Raw genomic sequence first — 22,315 nt, 5'->3', positions numbered from 1 at the left:
ACGAAAAAGCCGGCGATGAACCTGTTTGAGCGTTACCTCACGCTCTGGGTCGCGCTGTGCATCCTCGCCGGCATTGCGCTTGGCCACTGGCTGCCCGGCGCGTTCCACGCCATCGCCAGACTGGAAATCGCGCAGGTCAACCTGCCCGTTGCCGTGCTGGTCTGGCTGATGATCATTCCCATGCTGCTGAAGATCGACTTCGGCGCATTGGGCGACGTGAAACAGCACTGGCGCGGCATCGGCGTGACGCTGTTCATCAACTGGGCGGTGAAGCCTTTCTCGATGGCGCTGCTGGGCTGGCTGTTCATCGGCTGGCTGTTCCGGCCCTGGCTGCCGGCCGACCAGATCGACAGCTACATCGCCGGCCTGATCCTGCTCGCCGCGGCGCCCTGCACCGCCATGGTGTTCGTCTGGAGTAACCTGGTGGATGGCGAGCCGCATTTCACGCTCAGCCAGGTGGCGCTGAACGATGCGATCATGGTGGTGGCTTTCGCGCCCATCGTCGGGCTGCTGCTCGGCATGTCCTCGATCAGCATTCCGTGGGAAACCCTGCTGCTCTCGGTCGGCCTCTATATCGTGATCCCGGTGATCATCGCGCAAATCTGGCGGCGCGTGCTGCTGGCGAATGGATCGCTGGAGCAGATGCAGCGAAAGCTGGGCCCGGTTTCGCTGGTCGCGCTTCTCGTGACGCTGGTGCTGCTGTTTGGCTTCCAGGGCGAGCAGATCGTCAGCCATCCGCTGGTGATCGCGCTGCTGGCGGTGCCGATCCTGATCCAGGTCTATTTCAATTCCGGTCTGGCCTACTGGCTGAACCGGCAATGCGGCGTGGCGCACTGTGTCGCCGGGCCTTCGGCGCTGATCGGCGCCAGCAACTTCTTCGAACTGGCCGTCGCTGCCGCTATCAGCATTTTCGGGCTGCAGTCCGGCGCGGCGCTCGCCACCGTGGTCGGCGTGCTGATCGAGGTGCCCGTGATGCTGACGGTGGTTCACATCGTCAATGCCAGCCGCGGCTGGTACGAGCGCGCGCGGAGGTGAAACGGGCGGCACCGGATCGCCTCCGGTGCCGCTGCAGCCTCAAGCCTTGTCCAGCTTGTGCTGGACGCGGTCGAAAGTGGCCTGTGCTTCCGGCGTGATCGCCGCGGCGAAATCCTCCATCTCGTAGAAGGGACGGATTTCCAGTTCGCTCGGGCCCGGCATCGGGTTGGGGCAGCGCTTGGCCCAGGCCACCGCCTCGTCCATATCCTTGACCTCCCAGAGCCAGTAGCCGGCGATCAGCTCCTTGGTCTCGGCGAACGGCCCGTCATAGACCGTGCGGCTGGCACCATCGAAAGCGATGCGCTTGCCCTGCGACGAGGGCTTCAGGCCGTCGCCCGACTTCATGATGCCGGCATTGACCAGCTGCTCGTTGAACTTGCCCATCTCTTCCAGCAGTTCACTGGACGGCGGCAGGCCGGCTTCACTGTCCTTGGTTGCCTTCACGATCACCATCACGCGCATTGTCGTCTCCTCTGGGGTTTTCCCATGACTTGTCTGGGTGGCAGCCCTAACGACCGCCCTGCCTCAAAGGACGCCGGCGCCCCTGCCGGGCCGACATCCGGGCGGCAAATTATTTTATCCGGGGTTTCCGGGCAAAGTGTGACCGCCGCCCTGCCCCGCGCCAGCCCCTCAGGCTAAGCTTGGCCCATCAAGGGAGGTATGGCATGAACATCCTGATCTTCGGCGCCACCGGCATGGTCGGCCAGGCGGTGCTGCGCGAATGCCTGCTCGATCCCGGCGTGACCCGCGTGGTCGCTCTCGGCCGCAGCCCGGCGCGCGAGACGCCCATGGGCCGTCTCCCTGAAGCCGCCAAGCTGGACGACCTGATCCATACCGACATGTACGACTACAGCGCCATCGCCGAGCGGCTGTCGGGTTTCGATGCCTGCTTCTTCTGTCTCGGCGTGTCGTCGGCCGGGATGAGCGAGGCAGCCTACACGCGCGTGACGCATGACCTGACGCTGGCGGCTGCAACCGCGCTGGCGCAGCGCAATCCGCAGATGGTCTTCACATACGTTTCCGGCCGCAGCACCGACAGCAGCGAGCGCGGGCCGATCATGTGGGCCCGCGTGAAGGGGCGCACCGAGAATGCACTGCTGAAACTGCCGTTCAAGGCGGCCTATATGTTCCGCCCCGGCGTGATCGAGCCGCTGGATGGCATCAAGCCGAAAAGCAAAGTCTACCGCGCGGCGTATGTCCTGCTGATGCCGTATCTGTCACTGGTGAAGTTCCTGTGGCCGCAGGCCGCGCTCACCACCACGCGGCAGGTCGGCAAGGCGATGATCGCGGTGGCGCGCACGCGCGTGTCCAAGCAGATTCTGGAAGTGGCAGATATCAACGCGCTGTAAGCAGGGCGACTGCGGCGTCGGCGCCGCTATAGCGTCGGCGTCTGCGAGAACTTGGTGGCGCCGGCGGCGAGCTCCGCCTCTTCCGGTGTCACCGGTCCCTCTTCGACCGCATCGACCTGGGCGGCTTCCGGGCCGGCATGCAGGTCCTGGCCCAGGCTGTCGAGATCGCTCTTCTCGCCATAGGCCAGTATTTCCACCCGGCCATCGCGCCGGTTGCGCACCCAGCCGACCAGGTTGAGGGCCTTGGCCCGGGTGGTGGCCCAGTAACGGTAGCCCACCCCCTGCACCCGGCCCGTGACGAAATAGCGGCGTGACAGCTTGCTCATGGCGGAAGTCTAGCCCCTGCCGCGCTGATCCGGCCAGAGTGATCTGGCGCCGGCCTCACTACCCGCAATTGCGACCCGCCACCGGCCGGGCGGCAAAAAGCACGAAAAATGCTGATCCTGAAAATGCTGCGTCGCGGTAAGATAATTCCTCTGGGTTATATCATAATAGGGTCATGCAATCACAATGAGTGTGGGGTCACGGGGCTAAATCATCATCCATAGGGGGCAGGCATGCGCTGGCGGGTCGGAACCAAAATCATCAGCATCGGCGTGATCGTGTTGATCGCTTTCGTGGTCATCACCGGCTTCTATGCGGCGATGAGCCGGCAGGTCGACATCCTGATGGAGGCGGACCAGCAGGCCACCACCCTGGTCGAACACACCGCCAAGATGCGCAGCGCCTTCCTGAGCGCCCGGTTGAGCGAGCGCAATTTCGACGCCAATCCCGATGCCAGACTGGCCGACACCACCAAGCAGTTCGTGGCCGAGGCGCGCAGCGAAGTCGACATGATGACCGGCATGGCGAAGCAGGACGAACTGAAGCGCGATCTGATCGAGGCCCAGGCCGCGCTGGACGTCTATCAGCAGCGTTTCGAATCCTACCGCCAGCTTTGGGAAAGGCTGGGCTACAACGAGAGCAGCGGCCTGCAGGGTTCGCTGCGCGCTGCGGTGCATGCGATCGAAACCTCGCTGAAGGATGCCAACGATCATCGCCTGCTGTCGCTGATGCTGACGCTGCGCCGGCATGAAAAGGATTTCATCCTGCGCCGCAATCCCAGCTATCTGGAGCGTTTCACGCAAGTCAGCAACCAGTTCCGCGCCGCGCTGGAACAGGCCGGCATGGCGGCGCAGCTGCCGCTGCTGGATACCTATCAGCGTGATTTCAGCGCACTGGTGCAGGGCACGCTGTCAGTCCGCAACGGGAATGAGGCGCTGGAAGCCGCCGCCAATGTGCTGCTGCCCCGCGTGGATATGCTCTTCGCCCATAATCTGCAGGAAATGAATCGCGCCAAGCAGGCGGCCGCCGACAAACGCAGCCAGGCGGGCCTGGGCGCCACCATCGGCCTGCTGGTGGTGGCGGTGTTCAGCCTGGCCGTGGCCTTCGTGATCGGCCGCAGCATCGGGCGACCGCTGGCACAAATGACCGGGCTGATGACAGCATTGGCCGCCGGAGATCACAGCCAGTCGGTGCCAGATCTGAAACGCTCCGACGAGGTGGCCGACATGGCGCGCGCGCTGGGCGTGTTCAAGCAGAATGCCATCGAGAAGGCACAGGCCGATGCCGCCGAGAAGGCGCGGCTGGAAGACGAGCAGCGCGAGGCCGCCGCAGCCCGCGAGCGCGATGCGCGCATCAGCCAGCAGATCGCCGAATTCTGCACCGCGATCGGCGGCGGGGCACTGGATCGCCGTGTGGAAACTGCCGGCCTGGACGGCGTGTTCCGCGACCTGGCGCAGCAGATGAACGGCCTGGCCGGTATGCTGCAGGAGATGGCCGGCGAACTGGCCGGCGTGATGGGCGCCATGGCCGATGGCGACCTGAGCAAACGCGTGGCCGGCCAGTATGGCGGCGTCTTCGGCGAACTGACGAGCAGTTCCAACCGGATGAGCGAAATCCTGCGCGACTTCGCCGGACGACTGAGCGACAGCGCGCGTGCGACCAAGCTAGCCTCGGCGGAAATCTCTTCGGGCAGCCAGGACCTGGCGCAGCGCACCGAAAGCCAGGCGGCAAGCATCGAGGAGACCGCCGCCTCGATGCATGAAATTACCACCACGGTGAAGCAGAATGCCGACAACGCCCAGGCGGCCAGCCAGCTGGCGACGGCGGCGCGCAACACCGCCGACAAGGGTGGCGAGATCACCCAGCAGGCGGTGCACGCCGTGACCCGGATCGAGGAAAGCGCGCGACGTATTTCCGACATTGTCGGCCTGATCGACGAGATCGCGTTCCAGACCAACCTGCTGGCGCTCAATGCCTCGGTGGAAGCCGCCCGTGCCGGCGAGGCCGGCAAGGGCTTCGCCGTCGTGGCACAGGAAGTGCGCGCACTGGCCCAGCGCTCGGCCGATGCCAGCCGCGACATCAAGGGGCTGATCACGGAATCGAATACACAGGTGAAGACCGGCGCCACGCTGGTCAATCAGACCGGTGCATCGCTGGTCGAGATCGTTGGCGCCATCAAGAAGGTGTCGGATATCGTGGCCGAAATCGCCGCTGCCAGCCGCGAGCAGGCCAGCGGCCTGGAGCAGATCAATACCGCCGTGGCGCAGATGGACGAGATGACCCAGCGCAACGGTGCACTGGTGGAGGAGACCTCGGCCTCGGCGCAGCAACTGGCGAACCAGTCGGCCGACCTCGCCGAACTGGTCGCCTTCTTCAGGGCATGAAGCGCCGGCTCAGCGTCGGCAGGTCGCGATGCCGAGCAGCGTATAGGCCGGGCAGAAACGGAACAGGCCGGTGAGCAGCGGCACCACACCGATCAGGCCGAACCAGCGCTCCTCGCCCTGATAGATGGCGGCGAAAGTGAGCAGGAGTATGCCTGCCACGATGCGCAGGATGCGGTCGAAGTCACCGACATTGCTTTGCATGTTTTCCTCGGGCGTGGATGTGCTCTACCCGGCAATCTATGCATTCTCGCTACGTCTGTAATTGACCTGGATCAAGTACCGTTCGTCTGCCGCGCAGGCTGAAGCCGGCGGTCAAGGCTGTCATGAAACCAGGCGCAGCCCTGCTCGAAACGGCCGAAGGTGATGTGACTGTTGGCGCCGGAGCGGAAGCCGGCCTGGATCGCCTGTCCCATCTGGAAATCCTCATCCAGCGCATCCCAGAAGATCTTCACGTTGCGGTCCCAGTGCGCGTCGGCCTTGGGCGTGCCGGTCGCATCGCCCCTCTCCGTGGCCGGCGGCACCAGCGCGCCGCCATGCACGATGCAGTTATCCGTGCCTTTGGGCAGCACCGCCAGCACGGTGGCATGATCGGGCTGCACCAGGATGATCAGGTTGGGGAAGATGTAATAGAGCGGATTGCCGTAGTCGCGGATGGTGCCCTGTGCGTCTTCGCCGAGCAGTTCAGCCGCATTACGCTTGGTGAAGTAGAGCCGCATATGCGGATCGAGCCGGTCGGCCACCGCCACGTTGTCGGCGAACATCGGCGCGATGGTACGCTTGTGCGCATGCTGCACATGATAGGTTTCCAGCCCGCCCTCGACCACGACTTTCCAGTTGCAGTTGAGCCCGATCTCGCGCTCGTCATGCAAAATGGAACTACCGAGGCCAAAGCCTTCGAGATCGTCGCGGATGCCGGCGAAGAAGCCTGAGAAATCGTAGTCCGGCTGCGACTGATCAGGCAGCACGAAGACAAGGCCGAAGGCTTCGGTGACGGCCAGCCGCACCAGATTGTGCTGTGTCTTGTCCAATCCTGCGAAACCCGCCTCATGCGGAATGCCGCGCAACGTGCCACGCAGGTCATAGCTCCAGGCGTGATAGGGACAGGTGAAGGCGCGTTTGCCGCAGCCGCCCTTGTCCCAGACCAGCTTGGCGCCGCGATGGCGGCAGACATTGAGGAAGGCGCGCAGGGTTCCGTCCATGTCGCGCAACACCAGGATCGGCAGGCCGAGCAGGTCATGCGTGACAAAATCGCCGGGCTTGGTGAGCTTCGACGAGAAGCTGACGAAAACCGGCGTGCGGCGCAGCAGCGCCTGCTCATCGCTGAGCCGCTGCGGGTCGGTGTAGCGCGCGATGTCGATACGCGTCACTGTCTCGGCCATATCCGTCGTGCGCGACACCATGTGATCGCGCACGCGACCGAGCCATTCCCGCTGCAAAGCAGGCTGCATCAGCGCGCCGCCTTCTTTTTCACAGGTTTCAACTGGGCTGTACCGGCGATGAAGGACCAGAGCTGGTCGGTGATTTTGTCACGCGTGGGACGCTTGGTCATGCCGAGCACCTGGCCAATCGCCTGGCGCAAACCGCCCAGGATCATCGCACCCAACAGATGCGCATCGAGGTCGGTGGGAATCTCGCCCTTCTGCTGCGCCAGTTCGACATTGCGTGCGGCGAGATCGATATGCCGCGCCAGCCGGGCGGCTTCCACGGCCGCCACATCCGGCGTGCGGCTCAGGCGCGTCAGGATCAGCGGCGCGAGAGGTTCGCCATAGTAAAAATCGACCATGCGCTCGAGCCGCAGCCGTTCGCGCTCGCCCCAGCCCGCACCGGGTTTCGGGTTCGGCTCCATGACCGCGGCTTCCATGCGGTCGTAGAAAGCCTCGACCACGGCGGCGATCAGCCCGGCCTTGGAGGTGAAATAGTGATAGCTCAGGCCGGCCGACACGCCGGCGGCGCGCGCCACATCGGCGATCTCGCATTGCCCATCGCCGGCGATCAGGACCTTGGCGGCCGCCTTCAGGATACGGTCACGTGTTTCGCTGCCGCGCGCCGAAGCCGGCAGATCGGGCGGCAGCAGTTCGGCGGCGGAGACGCGCAGGCGCGGTCTGGCTGGCTGAGTGGTCATGGCGGCAACTATATTGAATTCAATTCAATCTAACAAGATCACATACGATTGCAAACAAATCCGTGGGCAGAGCAGCCCGGCAGGCCTAGAATGCGGCCCCGGCGAGTCCGCTCGCTGAAGCGAAACGAACATAAGAAAGACGACGCTGATGACCTTTACCCGGACGCTTTTCTCCGCTGCCGCTGCCGCCACTTTGCTGCTCTCCTCGGCAGTTTTCGCACAGGCCTATCCGACCAAGCCGGTGAAGGTGGTTGTGCCCTTCCCCGCCGGCGGCACCACCGACATCCTGGCCCGCCATGTGTCGCAGAAACTGAGCGAGCGGCTGGGCCAGCAGTTCGTGGTCGACAATCGCGCCGGCGCCGGCGGCAATATCGGCACGGAATACACCGCGAAGTCCGAGCCCGACGGCTACACGATCATGATGGGCACCATCGGCACCCATTCGATCAACATCAGCCTGTACAACAAGCTGGGCTATGACCCGGTGAAGGATTTCGCGCCGCTGTCGCTGATCGCCATGGTGGCGAACGTGCTGGTCGTGCATCCGAGCGTTCCGGCCAAGAACGTGCAGGAGTTCATCGCGCTGGCCAAATCGCAGCCGGGCAAGCTGAATTTCGGCACGCCGGGCAACGGCACCTCGGGCCATCTCTCGGCCGAACTGTTCAAGACCATGACCAGCACTGACCTGGTGCATGTGCCCTATCGCGGTTCGGGCCCGATGCTGACCGACCTGCTGGGCGGCAACGTGCAATTCACCTTCGACAACCTGCCATCTGCCCTGCCGCATATCCGCTCGGGCGCGCTGCGGGCGCTCGGCGTCACCACGCCGAAGCGCTGGCCGTCGACGCCGGATATCCCGACGATTGCCGAGCAGGGCCTGCCGGACTACAGCGCCACCGCCTGGTTCGCCATGTATGCACCGATCAAGACGCCGGCGCCGATCGTCGCCAAGCTGAACCAGGAAATCGACGCGATCCTGAAGTCGCCGGAGATGAAGGCGCAGTTCGACCAGCAGGGCGCCGAGCCCGTCGGCGGTTCGCCGCAGGTGCTGGCCGACCTGATGAAGACCGAGATCGAGAAATGGGCCAAGGCCGTGAAGGCCTCGGGCGCCAGGATCGATTAAGCGTCGAAGCCAGCGCAATAGCGGAAAGGCGGCCTCAACAGCCGCCTTTCCTTTTGACTACGTCTCCATGCCCGCCGGCAGATACCGGAACGGCAGCACCGAGAGATCGAGCGCCGCCGGGCCGGGTGTGTCGACATCGACGATGATCGCGGCACGCTCGACGAAGGCGGCGCGGAAATGGTTCTTCGCCTTGGCGGCGATCAGACGTATTTTCGCCAGGTCGATGCCATGCAGCCGGAAATAGGCCGGATCTATGCCGGCCTGACTGCTGGAGGTGACGATCACCTTGACGTTGCCGGTCTTGAGCACTGCCGTCTCGCCCAGATCGACCGCCATGCCGGTCTCGAACGGACCTTCATTGACAAAACGGCCATCGGTCAGCGCCACGACCTCGGCCCTCGCCTCCACTGGCGCGCCGAAATGCGGCGCGATGCGACCGCCAAGTTTGGCCGTGATCGTTTTGCCGATGCCGGCCGTCGTCGCGGCCTGCACCAGATCGGGATCGTAGAGGAAGGCGAAGACCGCCTCGCCATCGATCTTCATATCGAGCAGGGCGCGCAGCAATCCGGTGGTGTCACCGATACCGCCCGACAGCGGATTGTCGCTCGGCTCGACCACGCAGACAAGGCCGGGTTTCTGCAGCGCGGCCTGCAGACCTTGCGCCGGCGTCGGCAGCGAGGTGCGGAATTCTTCGCGCCGCGCAAACAGCTTCTGCGCGATATCATCAGCGGCAGCTTTCGCGGCCGTCTCTGTCTCGGCCCAGCTCAGAATGCTGGCGCCGGCATCGGGACTGTCGCCCCAGACGAAACCGCCGAACACAGTGATGTCCTTCACGCTGCCCGTGGTCGCCGCCTTCGCATCGCTGACGGTATCCGCCATCGGGCCGGCGGCGGTGCGCATGTTGAAACTGTGCAGCAGCACCGGCAGCTTTTTCACCGTGCCCGACAGTTTCGCGCCACCGTTCACCAACCGTGCCAGCTCGGCCAGAACGCGCGCCGCCGTCTGGTCCATGTCGATATGCGGATGCGTCTTGTAGCCGGAGCCAAAATCGATCAGTCGTGGCAGTTCGGTCGAGATGTTGGCATGCAGGTCGAAACTGACGCCCAGCGGAACCGCGTCGCCGATCACCGCGCGCACCCGGCGCAGCAGCATCAGGTCCGCCTGCGGCTCACTCTCCACCACCAGCGCGCCATGCAGCGACAGATAGACAGCATCCCAGTGTTGGCCCTCGAGACCGCGCAGCATGTCGGCGACGATGCGTTCATACAGCGCGTCCTCCACCGGCCCGCCCGGCGGCGCCGAGGCGCAGCGCAGCACAGTGACCTCCCAGTCCGGATGCATATCGGCAAAGGCGACGACCGCGCCCAGCTCGGTGCCCGTACCGCGATAGCGCGCCAGGCCCTCGCTGCCCTCGAACCATTCACGGCGCTCGAAATCGGGCAGTGTCGTCGGCAACGGGGTGAAGCTGTTGCCCTCATGCCAGAGGCGGGCAACGGCGAGACGTTTTCTCCGGGTCATGCTCAACTGAACTCAACTGGAAATGACAGGTAGCCCCTGAACCGCGCGCGGCCGCCGCGCACGGCCTTGCCGGTGGCGCGGAAACCGGGGAAGCGCGCCAGCAACTGCTGTACGGCGATCTGGCCCTCCAGCCGCGCCAGCGACATGCCGGCGCAGGCATGAATGCCGGCGCCAAAGGCCAGATGCCGGTTCGGTGTGCGGCCGACATCGAGCCGGTCGGGATCGGGGAACTGCGCGGGATCGCGGTTGGCCGCGCCGATGCACAGCGTGACCAGCGCGCCGGGCTCGAAAGTGACGCCGCCGATCTCGACGCGCTCCACCACGCGGCGGTTGCCGAGCTGGTTGGAGGATTCAAAGCGCAGGAATTCTTCTATCGCTGTCTTGATCAGTCCGGGATCATCGGTCAGCCGGCGCTTTTCGTCTGGCCAGTCCAGCAGTGCGGCGATGCCGTTGCCGATCAGGTTGGTGGTGGTTTCATGGCCGGCATTGAGCAGGAAGATGCAGTTCTGCACCAGTTCGGCAGAGGTCAGCTTTTCGCCATTCTCGCCACGGATCAGCCCGGCCAGCACATCGCCATAGGCATCCTCGACTTCGCGCGCATCCATGCGCGTTTCCCAGTCGGCGATATGACGCTCCAGATAGGTCTCGAATTCACGGACGGCGCGATGCCCCTGCTCGGCCCGTTCCGGTGTCAAGACCGGCTCCAGCGCGCCGAGGATGGCCAGTGACCAGTCGCGCAGCAGGTGGCGGTCTTCATGCGGCACCGCAAGCATGTCGCCGACGATCTCGACCGGCAGCGCCGATGCGAAATCGGCGATCACATCCATGCCACCCTGCTGCGCGGCGCGATCCAGCATGCGCGCCACCAGGTCCACGAAGCGATGTTCAAGCAGTTTCAGCGCGCGCGGCGTGAAGGCCGGTGCCAGCAGTCGCCGCACGCGGGTATGCAGCGGCGGGTCGTTGAACACCAGGCTGGTGGTGTGGTGGCGATGCAGCGGTGTGCCCTCGCCGTATTTCGGGCCGAACTCGATCTTCTTGTCCGAAGAAAACCGCCGATTATCCCTATAGACCGCGTGCAGGTCGTCGTATCGGGTCAGGAACCAGCTGCCGTCCGGCATGTGACGCACCGGATCGTGCTGCCGCAGCAGGTGGTAGACCGGATAGGGATTGTCGAGAAAATCCCTGTCCAGCGCCCGCAGATCGAAACGGCTGACCCTGCCCAATTCTTCTTGGCCAGGCAGATCAGGGCGTGAAGTTGCCGTCTGTGCCGGTGTTTGGGCTTGTGTTTCCGGGGCCGGACTTGCCACTGGGCTTTCCTCCTTCGGCCGTCTTCGTTGCGGCCGTCAGTTCCGTCACCAATCCCGGCGGCACGATCACGCCGCAGGAAATGATCAGCTTCATCGCCTGGTCCACGCTCACCGACAGGATATGGATGTCGCGGCGGCGATAATAGGTCATGTAGCCGCCGGTCGGGTTCGGCGTGGTCGGCACATAGACGGTGACGATCTCTTCGCCAAGATGCCCGGCGATCTCGGTGCCCTGGATGTAATTGGTGACGAAAGCGATGGTCCACGATCCGGTGGAGGGCCAGGGCACCAGCGCCACCTGGCGGAAGGAATTGCCCGACTGGCTGAACACGGTTTCGAAAATCTGTTTCAGCGCCGAATAGACGCCGCGCACCACCGGCATGCGCGCCACGATCCGCTCGCCCAGCGAGAGCAGCGTGCGGCCCATCAGGTTGGTGGCGAGGAAACCGATCAGGGTCAGAATCACCAGGGCGGCAATCAGGCCCAGCCCCGGAATACCAAACGGCAGGTCGTAGGGGATGAAGCGTTCCGGCTGGTAGCCCAGCGGCACCAGACTGCGCACGTTGCGGTCGATCGCCTCGATGGTGATGAAGACCAGATAGATGGTCAGGCCGATCGGCGCGGTGACGATGATGCCCGCGAGGAAATAGTTGCGCAGCCGGGTGAACGGGCTGATCTTCGGCGCCGGCGCAATGCCGGCAGCGATCAGGGGCGGCAGTTCGGTTTCAGGATTGGGCGGCGGCGTCTCGGTCATCTTTGATCAGGCCTTGAAAAATTTGAGCATCGCCGCGTAGGTCTCGTCCGGCGCTTCCTCGGGCAGGAAATGCCCGCTGTTGACGGCATGACCCTCAAGGCTGCCGCTCACACGGTCGCGCCATGCGCCCAGCACATCATAGGCCTTGCCCATCAGGCCCTTGCTGCCCCACAGCACCAGCATCGGGCAGGTCACGCGTTTGTTCGCGTCGCGGTCGGCCCGGTCATGCACCAGATCTATGGTGGCAGCCGCGCGATAGTCCTCGCAGGAGGCGTGGATGGTTTCTTCCTTGAAGCAGCGCAGATATTCCGCCATGGCCGCGTCATCGAATTTGAAGCTCGAGCCTGACCAGTGGCCGGTCTTCTTGCGCAGATAGAATTCCGGATCGGAGCCGATCATCTTCTCGGGGAACGGCGCCGGCTGGATCAGCCAGAACCAGTGGTAGTAGCCGGTCGCCACCTGCTGATCGATGTTTTCGTAAAGATGCAGCGTCGGCACGATATCCATCAGCGCCACCTTTTTCACGCGCGCCTGATGATCCAGCGTCAGGCGATGCGACACGCGGGCGCCGCGGTCGTGGCCGGCGAGGAAGAACTGGTCGAAGCCCAGCGTGGCCATCGCCTTTGCCATATCGGCAGCCATGGCGCGGAAGGCATAGGGGGCATGGTCGGGCGTGGTGGCCGGCTTGCCGCTGTCGCCATAGCCGCGCAGATCAGCGCAGACCACGGTGAAGTCTTCGGCCAGTTTCGGCGCGATCCGGTGCCACATCGCATGGGTTTGCGGGTAGCCATGCAGCAGCAGCAGCGCCGGCCCCTTGCCGCCGATCCGCAGGTTGATCTCGGCGCCCTCACCGGCCACACGCTTTTGCTCGAAACCCGGAAACAGCACCTGCGCCTCCCTATTCCTGGATATGTCCCAATCTAATACCTGGCAGTCTAGCAGGGGAATCAGGCGCTTGCATGCCCCGGCCGGCAAGCTAGAGTGAACGGAATGGCTTTTTTAGGGAAGGAATCGGGTTCATGCGTCTGGCTGGCAAGGTTGCGATCGTAACGGGTGGCGGTTCGGGTTTTGGCGAAGGCATCGCCAAGCGTTTCGCGGCCGAGGGCGCATCCGTGGTGATCGGCGACCTGAATCTCGCGGCTGCCGAAAAAGTCGCCGGCGAGATCAACAAGGCCGGGCAGAAGGCACTGCCGGTGGCCGCCGATGTCAGCCAGAACCTGCAGATGAAGGCGCTGGTGGAAAAGACTGTCGAAGCTTTCGGCGGGCTCGACATCATGGTGAACAATGCCGGCATGCCGCAGCGCAACGCATCGCTGCTGAATACCGACGAAGCCACCTTCGACAAGCTCTTCGCCGTCAACGTGAAAAGCATCTATCTCTCGGCCCAGCATGCGATCCCGGAAATGCGCAAGCGCGGCGGCGGCTGCTTCATCAACATCGCCTCCACCGCCGGCGTGCGGCCCCGCCCCGGCCTGGTCTGGTACAATGGCTCGAAGGGCGCGGTGATCACGCTGACCAAGGCGATGGCGGTGGAACTGGCGCCGGAGCAGATCCGCGTCAACGCGCTCAACCCGGTGGCCGGCCTGACGCCGATGCTGAAAGAATTCATGGGTGGCGAAGAGACTTCGGAGATGAAGGCGAAATTCGTCAGCACCATCCCGATCGGCCGTTTCTCGACGCCGACCGATATCGCCAACGCCGCGCTCTATCTCGCCTCGGACGAGGCGAATTTCATCACCGGTGTCTGCATGGAGGTCGATGGCGGCCGATGCATCTAAAGCCTCTTCTCATCCTTGGCGCAGCCATCCTGATCGCCGCGCCCGCGCTGGCGCAGCAGCCGGCCCCGGTGACACCGCCGGCGACACCGAGCCAGGCCGATCCGCGCGCCGCGCAGCCGCCGAGCCAGCCCATCGTGCCGCAGCCGTCGCAACCGGCACAGCCGGGCCAGCCACAGCAGACTGAGAAGAAGGACGAGAAGAAAGCGCCCAGCGGCACGCAGCAGAACAACCAGCGCGGCACGACGCGCAGCATGGCCTTTGAAGTGCCGCCGCTGGTGCCGATTTCAGAAATCCCGCGCGGCAAGGCCGTGACGATCCAGGGTGTGGTGCTGTCGCCGCAGGCCACGACCTTTGTGCTGAATGACGGCAATTCCAGCCAGGTGATCGTGATCGGCCCGACCTGGCGCGACCTGACCAAGGTGAAGGCCGGCGACCGCGTGCGGGCGATCGGCCAGATGGATCCTTACGGCACGCCGGTCTTCCGCGCCGGCAGCCTGCTGCTGGAAAATAACCGCATCGTCGTGGTGCCGGGGAGCTAGGCTCAGTCCAGCCTGGCGCCCGGCTCGCCGGGCGAGCGCCGCGGACACTGCCGGATCAGCACCAGGACCTGTCCGACCTCGACGCTGCGGACATGCTTCATGTAATCCGGCCAGATCTTGAAGCCCTCGACCAGATCGCGCAGCGCCATGCATTCCTCCGGCGCGAAATCGACGAGCTGGCGCGAAGCAACCGACTCATTCGCATAGCGCTGGGCGATGTTGGGATCCTTGGGCCAGTTGCGCTTGTAGGCCTGGGCGCGCACCTGCACGGCATCCTGCAGCTTGTCGGCATTGGCGCTGTCGAACGCAGCCCAGAGCTGGAGAATGCCTGTGTCATGACCGCGACGGGCGCAGGCGCGCGCATGATCGCGGATAATCATGCCGGCCCGCACGATGGCTTCAGCTTCGATTTCGGGACGATTGAAACAGATATCCGGTCGCTTCGGCCGGCTGGCGGCCCGAAGGCCTTCCTGTTGTTGCGCCAGTTGCTGCGCCTGGGCATCACCGCCCATCAGCAGCACGATCACAGTCGCCAGCGCGGCCTTCCAGCCAACACGTCTGCGCATCAGCGCTTGCGGCCGACCGCGGCAACAAAGGTGGCGGCCGCATCGGCGGCGACATCCACCTGGGTGGAGGCAATGTTCGGAGACTGGTCGAGCGCCTGCTGCACCGCCTGCGCCTCTTGCGGCGGCAGACGTTTGAGGATTTCAGCGGTGCGCTGCGGCCCCGCCACGCGCAGGAAAGCCACCAGCTTGTCCCGGCTCATCGTTGGTCAACTCCTGAGAAACGGCCGACCCGGACACTCGATCCGCCCGTAGTCTACCGCAGTTTCGCAGCAATACCAGATCACGGTTAATGCGGGGTTAGCCCACATCAGCCCTTCGGCTTGGGCGCCGCTTTCATCATCGCCAGATACATCGGCATCACCACATTGGTGAACCGGTTCTGGCCGTATTGCAGCTCGTCCATCGCCGCCTTGACCATGCCGACCGTGGGATAATAGGGCACGATCACATAGCCATGCTTGCGCAGCGCCGCGATCACCGCGGCAGACTGCTTGGTGTAATTCTCGAAGAAATAGCTGTTGTCGGCTTCCTTGATCGCCTCGGCGATCACTTCCTGCGCGGCAATCGGCTTGATCGCCTGCGGCTTCCAGTTGAAGCCTTCCGGCGGTCCGTTCGGATTGTTGCGGTCGTCGGAATCAGTCACGCCTGCCTCAATCGGCCGTCAGGCGCACGCCATTCGGCCATTCGCGGCCGGTATTCTTCAAATCCGGCGATTTCACCGACGGTTCGCGCTTGCCATCCAGCTGCCGCACGGCATCCGCCACCTTGTGCTCCATCGCCACTTCGGACGGCTGGCGCAGGCGCATCTTGGTGTAGGCCTCGCGGAAGGCTTCGGCCACGCGGCGTTCCAGCATGCTGCCCGGCCCGCTGATGCGGCGGCGCACGATGATATTCAGCGCGTCGATATTCAGGCCGATGATGGCATGCAGGCGATGGCTGGGACTGGTCAGGCCATCACAGAGATTCTTCAGGGAGTCAGCATACAGCGTGACCAGTGGATATCCGAACAGGCTGCCCTGCCCCTTCAGTTCCAGCGCCAGGTCGCGGATCCATTCGTAGTAGCGCGCGCGGCCGATCGAATTGAACGACGCCGATCCCCAGGCGTCCTTCAGGGTCACCAGCGTCTCGCGCGCAGCAGCTTCGAATTCAGCCTGGTTCTTCACAATGACCTTCTCGATCTTGCCACGCAATTCCGCGCTCAGCCGCACGTCCTGGCCGCGGGCGTAATTCACCGCTTTGCGTTTCAAATCGCCCCGGTTGGCAATCAGCCGTCCGGCAGCGTAAGGATCGAACATTGACCGTGTCTCGCGTTCCAGGCCACTCATGCGGTCCAGCGCCGCTTACAGCCAGAATGGGCCGAATCGGATGGTCCGCCATGAAATCATCGTGGCAGGCAAACTGCTTAGCAACAGGGAAAGCGCGGCGCGGCCTGGTGGACCAACTGCGACTCCGGCCGGGAATCGGCAAACCGAGAGCTGCGACTCAGGCGTCGCGCTTGATCACGCGCAGGCGGTGGTTGCAGATGTCGATCTTGTCCGCCATGCGGGCACGCCAGACCTTGTCGGCTTCCTGCTCAGACGGGAACGGGCCGTAGCGCTCCTCGGTTCCGGAAATCGGCGCCGGGTCTGCCAGGTCCTTGAAAATCCCGCCTTCAACGTAAAAATTCGTCATGATCCTCATCCTCCGGGCTGTACGGGCCGGACCGGAATAGTATCCCGCAACTGCGAAATATTTTGTAGCCCCTCAAAGGTTGTAATCCGGTAACCGCCGCTACGGTTTCCGCTGAAAACGCCGGAGTGTCGCTCTGCTGGCGCAGGTCGGCTGAGTCGCGCCCGCTGACACCTCGGAACCTGACTTAAGTGCTTCATTCCACAGACAATCCCGGCTGGTTGACGGGGACCGGCCGACGACCTATGGTCGCGGCGCTTTTCCGGCCAGGGTCGCCTTCGGGGACCGACGGAAAGGGCTTTGTGAGCCCGTAGCTCAGCTGGTAGAGCAAGCGACTTTTAATCGAGAGGTCCCGGGTTCGAATCCCGGCGGGCTCACCACCTCTCTCCAATCGTTGACTGAATATCCCGACGTCGGGTTGCCCTGCAGTATATGCTGCAGCAAACCGGAGGAGATGCCGTGAACCGGCAGATCGTCGAAAGCAGGTTCCGCCTCGACCCCGAGCTGCGGTTCCAGCGTCCAGAACTCCGTCTGCTAGCCGCGCTCTGGGACGAAAAGCGCGCGGGCCGCATTGCGCCCGACCGCGCGGATTTCTCGCCCTTCGTGCTGCGCCCTTACCTGCCCCGCGTGCTGATCTACGAAATCGTGCAGGAACCCGGCCGGCGACGGTTTCGCATCCGGCTCTACGGCACGCTGATCAGCCAGTATTCCGGTCGCGACTCTACCGGCAAATTCGTTGACGAGATCATGACCGAGCAGGCCTATGCCGATTTCGACCGCGGCCTGTCCTGGGCCGCCGACAATGCCAGGCCCCTGCGTGCCGCCGGCACCTATTATTTTGTCGATCGCAGTTTCGTGCAGTTTGAATCGGTCACGCTGCCGCTGACCATCGGGCGGAGCAGCAGCATCGAGCAGCTGCTCAACATCACCTATTACAACGACGAGGCGTAGACATGGCTGACGACAAGGCGCGTTTCGACACCGACGCACAACTGACCCGGGCGCTCCGCCGCTGGGAAGGCGAAGGCGGCGCCATGGAAGACCATCACTTCGCGCTGTCGGAAACCAATATCCTGAAATGCCTGGGCGCCGCCGTGGTGCTGACCTGGAACGACCTGCCGCAGTCGCTGCAGCGCGAGCTGTTCCTGCATGCGCTGAAGGTGAACGACTCTTACGATCCGGAAACGCTGAAAACCCAGATCGGGCGCTTCCTGCACCTGCACAAGGACGACGACGCGTTCAGCGTCTGAGATGCTGACGGGAGAGTAGCCGTTGCCACTCCCCCGCCATCTGCATCAGATCTTGCGATTACGCAGCAGATAATCCGCCACCTGCGAAGCCATCTGGTCCAGCGCTTCCGACGTGGTGCCGGCGAAGACATGGCCGCCCGAGGACTTGCCCTCCGCACGCATCTGACCGAGCGACGTGTTGGTGCGTGCATCGATGACATCGACATCGGCCACGATCTTGGCCTGCCCCGCCAGCGCGGCAAACAGGATGCGCGAGGCCTGGCTGACTTCCGAGACTTCGATGATGGTGACATCGAGCCGGATGTCAGCGACCGTGACGTCGCCCGGCAGACTGGCGAACACACGCTTGTTCAGCAGCTGGCTGTTGATGGCCTGGCGCAGGCCCTCGACCACGGTTTCGCGGTCCTTCACCGAGCTCTTTACAACCACGCCACCCGTTTTCGTGCTGTCCACGGCCACCGAGGTCGCCGAGGTCTGCTGTACCGCGCCGCCAGCGGCGCAACCAACCAGCAGGGACATAGCCAGAAGGCTTCCCAGAATACGATTCATTTAAGACTTCCCCCATCGAGATACATGCACTGCCTGTGCAGACGGGACGATAAATATCCCTTCGCATGAACGCAACTTATGGGGGATTATTTTTTCAAATTTGCCTGCCGCCTGAGCGCAGCGATCGTTCTGTAGTCGGCCAGGCTGTTCCAGCAGTTCCACCCTTGGAGGCAGAGAACGCTATCACCAATGATGAATCAGGCGAAAGACCAGATGCGTCAGGCCATAGGCAATGGCGGCGAAGACAGCCGCGATGCCGAAAACCTTGAGGTGGCGCAGCAGCATTTATAGCGGCGGGATATCGCCGCTGGCCTCGCCGGCATGGAACCCGGCGGCGAAAGCCTCCAGCCGGCCCTCGGCGATGGCGGCGCGCAGGCCCTGCATCACATCCTGGTAGTAGGTCAGGTTATGCGCGGTCATCAGCATCGAGCCCAGGATTTCATCGGAACGCACCAGGTGATGCACATAGGCGCGGCTGTAATTGCGGCAGGCCGGGCAGCGGCAATGTTCGTCGATCGGCCGCGGGTCTTCTGCATGGCGCGCATTGCGGATGTTGATGGTGCCACGCCGGGTGAAGGCCTGGCCGTTGCGCCCGGACCGCGTTGGCATCACGCAGTCGAACATGTCGATGCCGCGCTGCACCGCGCCCACGAGGTCGGACGGCTTGCCGACGCCCATCAGGTAGCGCGGGCGATCCTGCGGCAAATGCGGCGTGGTGACATCCAGCGTGGCGAACATCTCAGCCTGTGTCTCGCCCACCGCGAGGCCACCGACCGCGTAGCCATCGAAGCCGGTCTTGATCAGGCCCTTGGCGGATTGTTCCCGCAGCGCGCCATTCGTTCCACCTTGAACAATGCCGAACAGGCCGTAGCCGTCACGCAGTTTGAACGCCGTCTTGCAGCGTTCGGCCCAGCGCAAGGACAGCTGCATCGCCTCCGATACGCGCTTGTCATCGGCCGGCAGCTTGACGCATTCATCCAGCTGCATGGTGATGGTGGCATCGAGCAGATGCTGGATCTCGATGGAGCGTTCCGGCGTCAGGTCATATTTCGCGCCGTCGATATGCGACTGAAAGCTGACGCCGGCTTCACTGACCTTATTGAGCTGCGACAGCGACATCACCTGGAAGCCGCCGGAATCAGTCAGAATAGGACCTGGCCAGTTCATGAACCTGTGCAGACCGCCGAGTTTTGCCACGCGCTCGGCACTCGGCCGCAGCATCAGGTGATAGGTATTGCCCAGAATAATCTGCGCGCCGGTCTCGACCACGGCCTCCGGCGTCATCGCCTTCACGGTCGCGGCCGTGCCCACCGGCATGAAGGCCGGCGTGTCGATCGCGCCATGCGCGGTTTCGAGCCGGCCCCGGCGGGCGGCGCCATCGGTGGCGGAAACGGTGAAACGGAGGGTCATTTTTTACCGGCCTGTCTGAACAGCAGGCTTGTATCGCCGTAGGAGTAGAAACGGAAGCCCTTCTCCACCGCATGGGCATAGATCGTCCGCTGCTCCTGCAGCCCCACGAAGGCGGCCACCAGCATCAGCAGCGTGGACTTCGGCAGGTGGAAATTGGTCATCAGCCCGTCGGCGACATGGAAACGGAAGCCGGGCGTGATGAAAATATCGGTGTCGCCCCGGAAAGGTTTCAGGGTCCCATCACGGGCCGCAGACTCAAGAAGCCGCAAGGACGTCGTGCCGATGGCGATCACCCGGCCGCCCTTTTCCTTTGCCGCCCGGATCGCCGCAACGGTGCCGTCCGTCACCTCGCCCCACTCGGCATGCATCTTGTGATCCGCGACGCGATCCACCTTGACCGGCAGGAAGGTGCCGGCCCCGACATGCAGCGTGACACGGGCGAAGCCGATGCCCTGACGTTTAAGCGTCTCGATCAGGGCCGGGGTGAAATGCAGCCCGGCGGTGGGCGCGGCAATCGCGCCGGTCTTCTCCGCGAACACCGTCTGGTAGTCGGTCCTGTCCTGCGCATCGGCCTTTCGCTGCGCCACGATATAGGGCGGCAGCGGCATGGCGCCGGCGGTTTCGAGCGCGGTCAGCACCTCGGCATCGTCGCGGTCGAAACGCAGCACGATCTGGTCGTCTTCGCGGCCGAGCGCCTCGACCACCAGCCCGCCGTCGAACAGCACACGGTCGCCGGGCTTCAGCCGCTTGGCCGGCTTGGCCATCGCGGTCCAGCGCCGCTCGCCGATCGGCTTGAGCAGCAAGGCCTCGACGCGGACTTCGGGATCGCGCTCGCGCCGGCCATACAGTCGCGCGGGAATCACCTTGGTGTCATTGAAGACCAGCAGGTCGTTCGGCTGCAGCAGGCCGGGCAGATCGGCCACGGTAAGCGTGCGCGGATCTATGCCGCCCGCATGCAGCAGCAGCTTTGCTGCTTCACGCGGCACGGCCGGCCGCTCGGCGATCAGCGCCGGCGGCAGTTCGAAATCGAAATCGGAAACCAGCATCGGATTAGCCCCCATTCTGGAGGCCGGCGATCACTCGGCGTCAGCGGCAACGCGCATCGACACGATCTTGTCGGGATCGGTCACGCTGCCGTTCTTGGCCTGGCTGCCGCGCTTGATCTTGTCGACATGCTCCATGCCCTCGGTGACCTGGCCCCAGACGGTGTATTGCTTGTCGAGGAAACGGGCATCGGCGAAGCAGATGAAGAACTGGCTGTCGGCGCTGTTCGGGCTGCTGGCGCGCGCCATCGAGCAGGTGCCGCGCACATGCGGCTCGTCGTTGAATTCGGCTTTCAGGTTCTCGCCCGAACCGCCAGTGCCATCGCCGCGCGGATCGCCGGTCTGGGCCATGAAGCCCTCGATCACGCGATGGAATTTCAGGCCATCATAGAAATTCTGCCGCACCAGCGTCTTGATGCGCTCGACATGGTTCGGCGCCAGATCGGGGCGCAGCGCGATGGTGACGCGACCATCCTTGAGTTCGAGATAGAGGGTGTTTTCGAGATCGGCGCTCATGGAGAAATCCTTGTTACTTCACGTCCGCCGCAACGCGCATGCGGACAATCCTGTCGGGATCGGTGACGGCGCCGCTGCCCGGCGCGCCCTTCTTGATATTGTCGACGAATTCCATGCCGCTCACCACCCGGCCCCAGACGGTATACTGGCCGTTCAGATGCGGCGCGTCGTCGAAGCAGATGAAGAACTGGCTGTCGGCGCTGTTCGGGTCGCTGGTGCGCGCCATCGAGACGGTGCCGCGGCGATGGGTTTCACGGCTGAATTCGGCGCGCAGCTTCTGGCCCGAGCCGCCGCCACCGGTGCCGGTCGGGTCGCCGACCTGGGCCATGAAACCGCGGATCACGCGATGAAACACGCTGCCGTCGTAAAAGCCCTTGCGGGTCAGTTCCTTGATGCGGGCCACATGCGTGGGCGCCAGATCGGGCCGCATGGCGATCACCACCCGGCCGTCGCGCAGTTCCATGATCAGGGTATTCTCGGGATCGGTCTGCTGCGCTTTCGCCGCGAAGGGCGCGAAAGCCGCAAACAGAGCAAGCGTCAGGAAACTGCGGCGAATCATGCTTCGTCTTTCTGCTTCTGCAGGGCAACGCGCACCCGTTCCGCCACGCGCGGCGAAACGAAGGGATTGATGTCGCCGTTCAGCGTGGCGATTTCCTTGACCAGGCGCGAGGCGATGAACTGGTGGTTGTCGGATGCCATCAGGAAGACGGTTTCGATCTCGGAATTCAGCCGGGCGTTCATACCGACCATCTGGAATTCATATTCGAAGTCCGACACCGCGCGCAGGCCGCGGATGATCATGACCGCGCCGAGGTCCATGGCGAAATGCATCAGCAGGTTGGAAAACGGCTTGACCTCGAACTCGGTGGCGCCGGGCATCAGCGGGCCGATTTCCTCGCGCACCATCTCGACGCGTTCTTCCATCGAGAAGAGTGGTCCCTTGCCGACATTGACGGCAACGCCGACCACCAGCTTGTCGACCAGCTTGGCCGCACGCTTGATGATGTCGTAATGGCCCTTGGTCACCGGATCGAAAGTACCCGGGTATAGTCCGATCCGCTGCCTGGTCATCCGCTCCCC

The 22,315-nt window shown here is 63.9% G+C and carries 28 protein-coding genes and 1 tRNA gene; 9 read left to right on the top strand and 20 right to left on the bottom strand.

Translation table 11 applies throughout. The annotated features are described in order from the left end of the window. The first annotated feature begins 15 nt into the window (after positions 1-15). Positions 16-1,035: an ACR3 family arsenite efflux transporter gene (arsB, locus tag FNB15_RS15190; RefSeq protein ID WP_144258775.1), complete on the top strand. Its 1,020-nt coding sequence runs from the start codon at positions 16-18 to the stop codon at positions 1,033-1,035. A gap of 39 nt (positions 1,036-1,074) precedes the next feature. On the opposite strand, the gene FNB15_RS15185 is transcribed toward arsB, so the two are convergent. Next, entirely contained in the window at positions 1,075-1,497 is a 423-nt protein-coding gene (locus tag FNB15_RS15185; protein ID WP_144069522.1) for a YciI family protein, read from the bottom strand. Between the two features lie 203 nt (positions 1,498-1,700). Here FNB15_RS15185 and FNB15_RS15180 point away from each other — a divergent pair, with 203 nt between their 5' ends. Beyond that, positions 1,701-2,384, top strand: coding sequence for an NAD(P)H-binding protein (locus tag FNB15_RS15180; RefSeq protein WP_144069521.1), 684 nt, complete (start codon positions 1,701-1,703; stop codon positions 2,382-2,384). A gap of 26 nt (positions 2,385-2,410) precedes the next feature. Here the strand turns inward: FNB15_RS15180 and FNB15_RS15175 are convergent, their stop codons facing one another. Then, the gene (locus tag FNB15_RS15175; RefSeq protein WP_144069520.1) at positions 2,411-2,710 is read right to left on the bottom strand and encodes an acylphosphatase; all 300 of its coding nucleotides are present in this window, start codon (positions 2,708-2,710) and stop codon (positions 2,411-2,413) included. Positions 2,711-2,941: 231 nt separating this feature from the next. On the opposite strand from FNB15_RS15175, the gene FNB15_RS15170 reads away from it, so the two are divergent. Then, on the top strand, positions 2,942-5,092 hold the full coding sequence (locus FNB15_RS15170) for a methyl-accepting chemotaxis protein (protein WP_144069519.1): 2,151 nt from the start codon (positions 2,942-2,944) through the stop codon (positions 5,090-5,092). 9 nt (positions 5,093-5,101) lie between these two features. On the opposite strand, the gene FNB15_RS15165 is transcribed toward FNB15_RS15170, so the two are convergent. From FNB15_RS15165 to FNB15_RS15155, 3 genes are all read right to left on the bottom strand, one after another. Further along, complete coding sequence (locus FNB15_RS15165) at positions 5,102-5,293, bottom strand: YgaP family membrane protein (protein ID WP_144069518.1); 192 nt, start codon at positions 5,291-5,293, stop codon at positions 5,102-5,104. 71 nt (positions 5,294-5,364) lie between these two features. Further along, complete coding sequence (locus FNB15_RS15160) at positions 5,365-6,540, bottom strand: aromatic ring-hydroxylating oxygenase subunit alpha (RefSeq protein ID WP_144069517.1); 1,176 nt, start codon at positions 6,538-6,540, stop codon at positions 5,365-5,367. Further along, a complete protein-coding gene (locus FNB15_RS15155) occupies positions 6,540-7,214 on the bottom strand; it encodes a TetR/AcrR family transcriptional regulator (RefSeq protein WP_144069516.1) in 675 nt (224 codons plus the stop codon). The genes FNB15_RS15160 and FNB15_RS15155 overlap by 1 nt, the downstream gene beginning before the upstream one ends. Before the next feature lie 148 nt (positions 7,215-7,362). On the opposite strand from FNB15_RS15155, the gene FNB15_RS15150 reads away from it, so the two are divergent. Beyond that, positions 7,363-8,337 carry a Bug family tripartite tricarboxylate transporter substrate binding protein gene (locus tag FNB15_RS15150; RefSeq protein ID WP_144069515.1) on the top strand — a complete coding sequence of 325 codons (975 nt, stop codon included), beginning with the start codon at positions 7,363-7,365 and terminating at the stop codon, positions 8,335-8,337. A gap of 57 nt (positions 8,338-8,394) precedes the next feature. On the opposite strand, the gene FNB15_RS15145 is transcribed toward FNB15_RS15150, so the two are convergent. The 4 genes from FNB15_RS15145 to FNB15_RS15130 are packed head-to-tail and all read right to left on the bottom strand — an operon-like array spanning position 8,395 to position 12,804. Continuing rightward, positions 8,395-9,855, bottom strand: coding sequence for a M81 family metallopeptidase (locus FNB15_RS15145; protein WP_144069514.1), 1,461 nt, complete (start codon positions 9,853-9,855; stop codon positions 8,395-8,397). A 2-nt stretch (positions 9,856-9,857) separates the two neighbouring features. Continuing rightward, positions 9,858-11,078, bottom strand: a complete 1,221-nt coding sequence (locus FNB15_RS15140; RefSeq protein ID WP_221932659.1) for a cytochrome P450 — start codon at positions 11,076-11,078, stop codon at positions 9,858-9,860. 19 nt (positions 11,079-11,097) lie between these two features. Then, positions 11,098-11,916, bottom strand: a complete 819-nt coding sequence (locus FNB15_RS15135) for a DUF502 domain-containing protein (protein ID WP_144069513.1) — start codon at positions 11,914-11,916, stop codon at positions 11,098-11,100. A 6-nt stretch (positions 11,917-11,922) separates the two neighbouring features. Further along, positions 11,923-12,804: an alpha/beta fold hydrolase gene (locus FNB15_RS15130; RefSeq protein ID WP_342777561.1), complete on the bottom strand. Its 882-nt coding sequence runs from the start codon at positions 12,802-12,804 to the stop codon at positions 11,923-11,925. Positions 12,805-12,935: 131 nt separating this feature from the next. Between FNB15_RS15130 and FNB15_RS15125 the strand changes: the two genes are divergently transcribed. Both FNB15_RS15125 and FNB15_RS15120 read left to right on the top strand, forming a co-directional pair. Beyond that, a complete protein-coding gene (locus FNB15_RS15125) occupies positions 12,936-13,694 on the top strand; it encodes a glucose 1-dehydrogenase (RefSeq protein ID WP_144069512.1) in 759 nt (252 codons plus the stop codon). Next, positions 13,685-14,233 carry a hypothetical protein gene (locus tag FNB15_RS15120; RefSeq protein ID WP_144069511.1) on the top strand — a complete coding sequence of 183 codons (549 nt, stop codon included), beginning with the start codon at positions 13,685-13,687 and terminating at the stop codon, positions 14,231-14,233. The genes FNB15_RS15125 and FNB15_RS15120 overlap by 10 nt, the downstream gene beginning before the upstream one ends. Before the next feature lie 2 nt (positions 14,234-14,235). Here FNB15_RS15120 and FNB15_RS15115 read toward each other — a convergent pair whose 3' ends face one another. The 5 genes from FNB15_RS15115 to FNB15_RS15095 all read right to left on the bottom strand — a co-directional run bounded on the left by FNB15_RS15115 (position 14,236) and on the right by FNB15_RS15095 (position 16,470). Continuing rightward, complete coding sequence (locus FNB15_RS15115) at positions 14,236-14,799, bottom strand: hypothetical protein (RefSeq protein WP_144069510.1); 564 nt, start codon at positions 14,797-14,799, stop codon at positions 14,236-14,238. Then, positions 14,799-14,999: a magnesium and cobalt transport protein CorA gene (locus tag FNB15_RS15110; protein ID WP_144069509.1), complete on the bottom strand. Its 201-nt coding sequence runs from the start codon at positions 14,997-14,999 to the stop codon at positions 14,799-14,801. The genes FNB15_RS15115 and FNB15_RS15110 overlap by 1 nt, the downstream gene beginning before the upstream one ends. Positions 15,000-15,106: 107 nt before the next feature. Next, positions 15,107-15,442 carry a hypothetical protein gene (locus tag FNB15_RS15105; protein WP_144069508.1) on the bottom strand — a complete coding sequence of 112 codons (336 nt, stop codon included), beginning with the start codon at positions 15,440-15,442 and terminating at the stop codon, positions 15,107-15,109. Between the two features lie 7 nt (positions 15,443-15,449). Further along, positions 15,450-16,124: a hypothetical protein gene (locus FNB15_RS15100; protein WP_144069507.1), complete on the bottom strand. Its 675-nt coding sequence runs from the start codon at positions 16,122-16,124 to the stop codon at positions 15,450-15,452. Positions 16,125-16,281: 157 nt separating this feature from the next. After that, positions 16,282-16,470 carry a DUF4170 domain-containing protein gene (locus FNB15_RS15095; protein ID WP_144069506.1) on the bottom strand — a complete coding sequence of 63 codons (189 nt, stop codon included), beginning with the start codon at positions 16,468-16,470 and terminating at the stop codon, positions 16,282-16,284. A gap of 301 nt (positions 16,471-16,771) precedes the next feature. Between FNB15_RS15095 and FNB15_RS15090 the strand changes: the two genes are divergently transcribed. From FNB15_RS15090 to FNB15_RS15080, 3 genes are all read left to right on the top strand, one after another. Further along, a tRNA-Lys gene (locus FNB15_RS15090) sits at positions 16,772-16,847 on the top strand. 79 nt (positions 16,848-16,926) lie between these two features. Further along, positions 16,927-17,418: a PAS domain-containing protein gene (locus FNB15_RS15085; RefSeq protein ID WP_185973571.1), complete on the top strand. Its 492-nt coding sequence runs from the start codon at positions 16,927-16,929 to the stop codon at positions 17,416-17,418. 2 nt (positions 17,419-17,420) lie between these two features. Then, complete coding sequence (locus tag FNB15_RS15080; RefSeq protein WP_144069504.1) at positions 17,421-17,717, top strand: hypothetical protein; 297 nt, start codon at positions 17,421-17,423, stop codon at positions 17,715-17,717. A gap of 45 nt (positions 17,718-17,762) precedes the next feature. On the opposite strand, the gene FNB15_RS15075 is transcribed toward FNB15_RS15080, so the two are convergent. The 6 genes from FNB15_RS15075 to coaD form a co-directional block, all read right to left on the bottom strand. Beyond that, positions 17,763-18,236 (bottom strand): DUF4410 domain-containing protein, encoded by a 474-nt coding sequence (locus tag FNB15_RS15075; RefSeq protein ID WP_185973570.1) that lies wholly within the window; start codon positions 18,234-18,236, stop codon positions 17,763-17,765. 315 nt (positions 18,237-18,551) lie between these two features. Beyond that, positions 18,552-19,676: a tRNA guanosine(34) transglycosylase Tgt gene (gene tgt, locus FNB15_RS15070; protein WP_144069502.1), complete on the bottom strand. Its 1,125-nt coding sequence runs from the start codon at positions 19,674-19,676 to the stop codon at positions 18,552-18,554. After that, complete coding sequence (gene queA, locus FNB15_RS15065) at positions 19,673-20,722, bottom strand: tRNA preQ1(34) S-adenosylmethionine ribosyltransferase-isomerase QueA (protein WP_144069501.1); 1,050 nt, start codon at positions 20,720-20,722, stop codon at positions 19,673-19,675. The genes tgt and queA overlap by 4 nt, the downstream gene beginning before the upstream one ends. A 30-nt stretch (positions 20,723-20,752) precedes the next feature. Continuing rightward, entirely contained in the window at positions 20,753-21,235 is a 483-nt protein-coding gene (locus FNB15_RS15060) for a peptidylprolyl isomerase (RefSeq protein ID WP_144069500.1), read from the bottom strand. 13 nt (positions 21,236-21,248) lie between these two features. Further along, positions 21,249-21,794, bottom strand: coding sequence for a peptidylprolyl isomerase (locus tag FNB15_RS15055; protein WP_144069499.1), 546 nt, complete (start codon positions 21,792-21,794; stop codon positions 21,249-21,251). Then, entirely contained in the window at positions 21,791-22,306 is a 516-nt protein-coding gene (gene coaD / locus FNB15_RS15050) for a pantetheine-phosphate adenylyltransferase (protein ID WP_144069498.1), read from the bottom strand. Before coaD ends, FNB15_RS15055 begins: the two co-directional genes overlap by 4 nt. Between the last annotated feature and the right edge of the window lie 9 nt (positions 22,307-22,315).

The organism is Ferrovibrio terrae (assembly GCF_007197755.1).
GTDB classification, from domain to species: domain Bacteria; phylum Pseudomonadota; class Alphaproteobacteria; order Ferrovibrionales; family Ferrovibrionaceae; genus Ferrovibrio; species Ferrovibrio terrae.
This window is presented reverse-complemented; position numbering and strand designations above follow the sequence as displayed.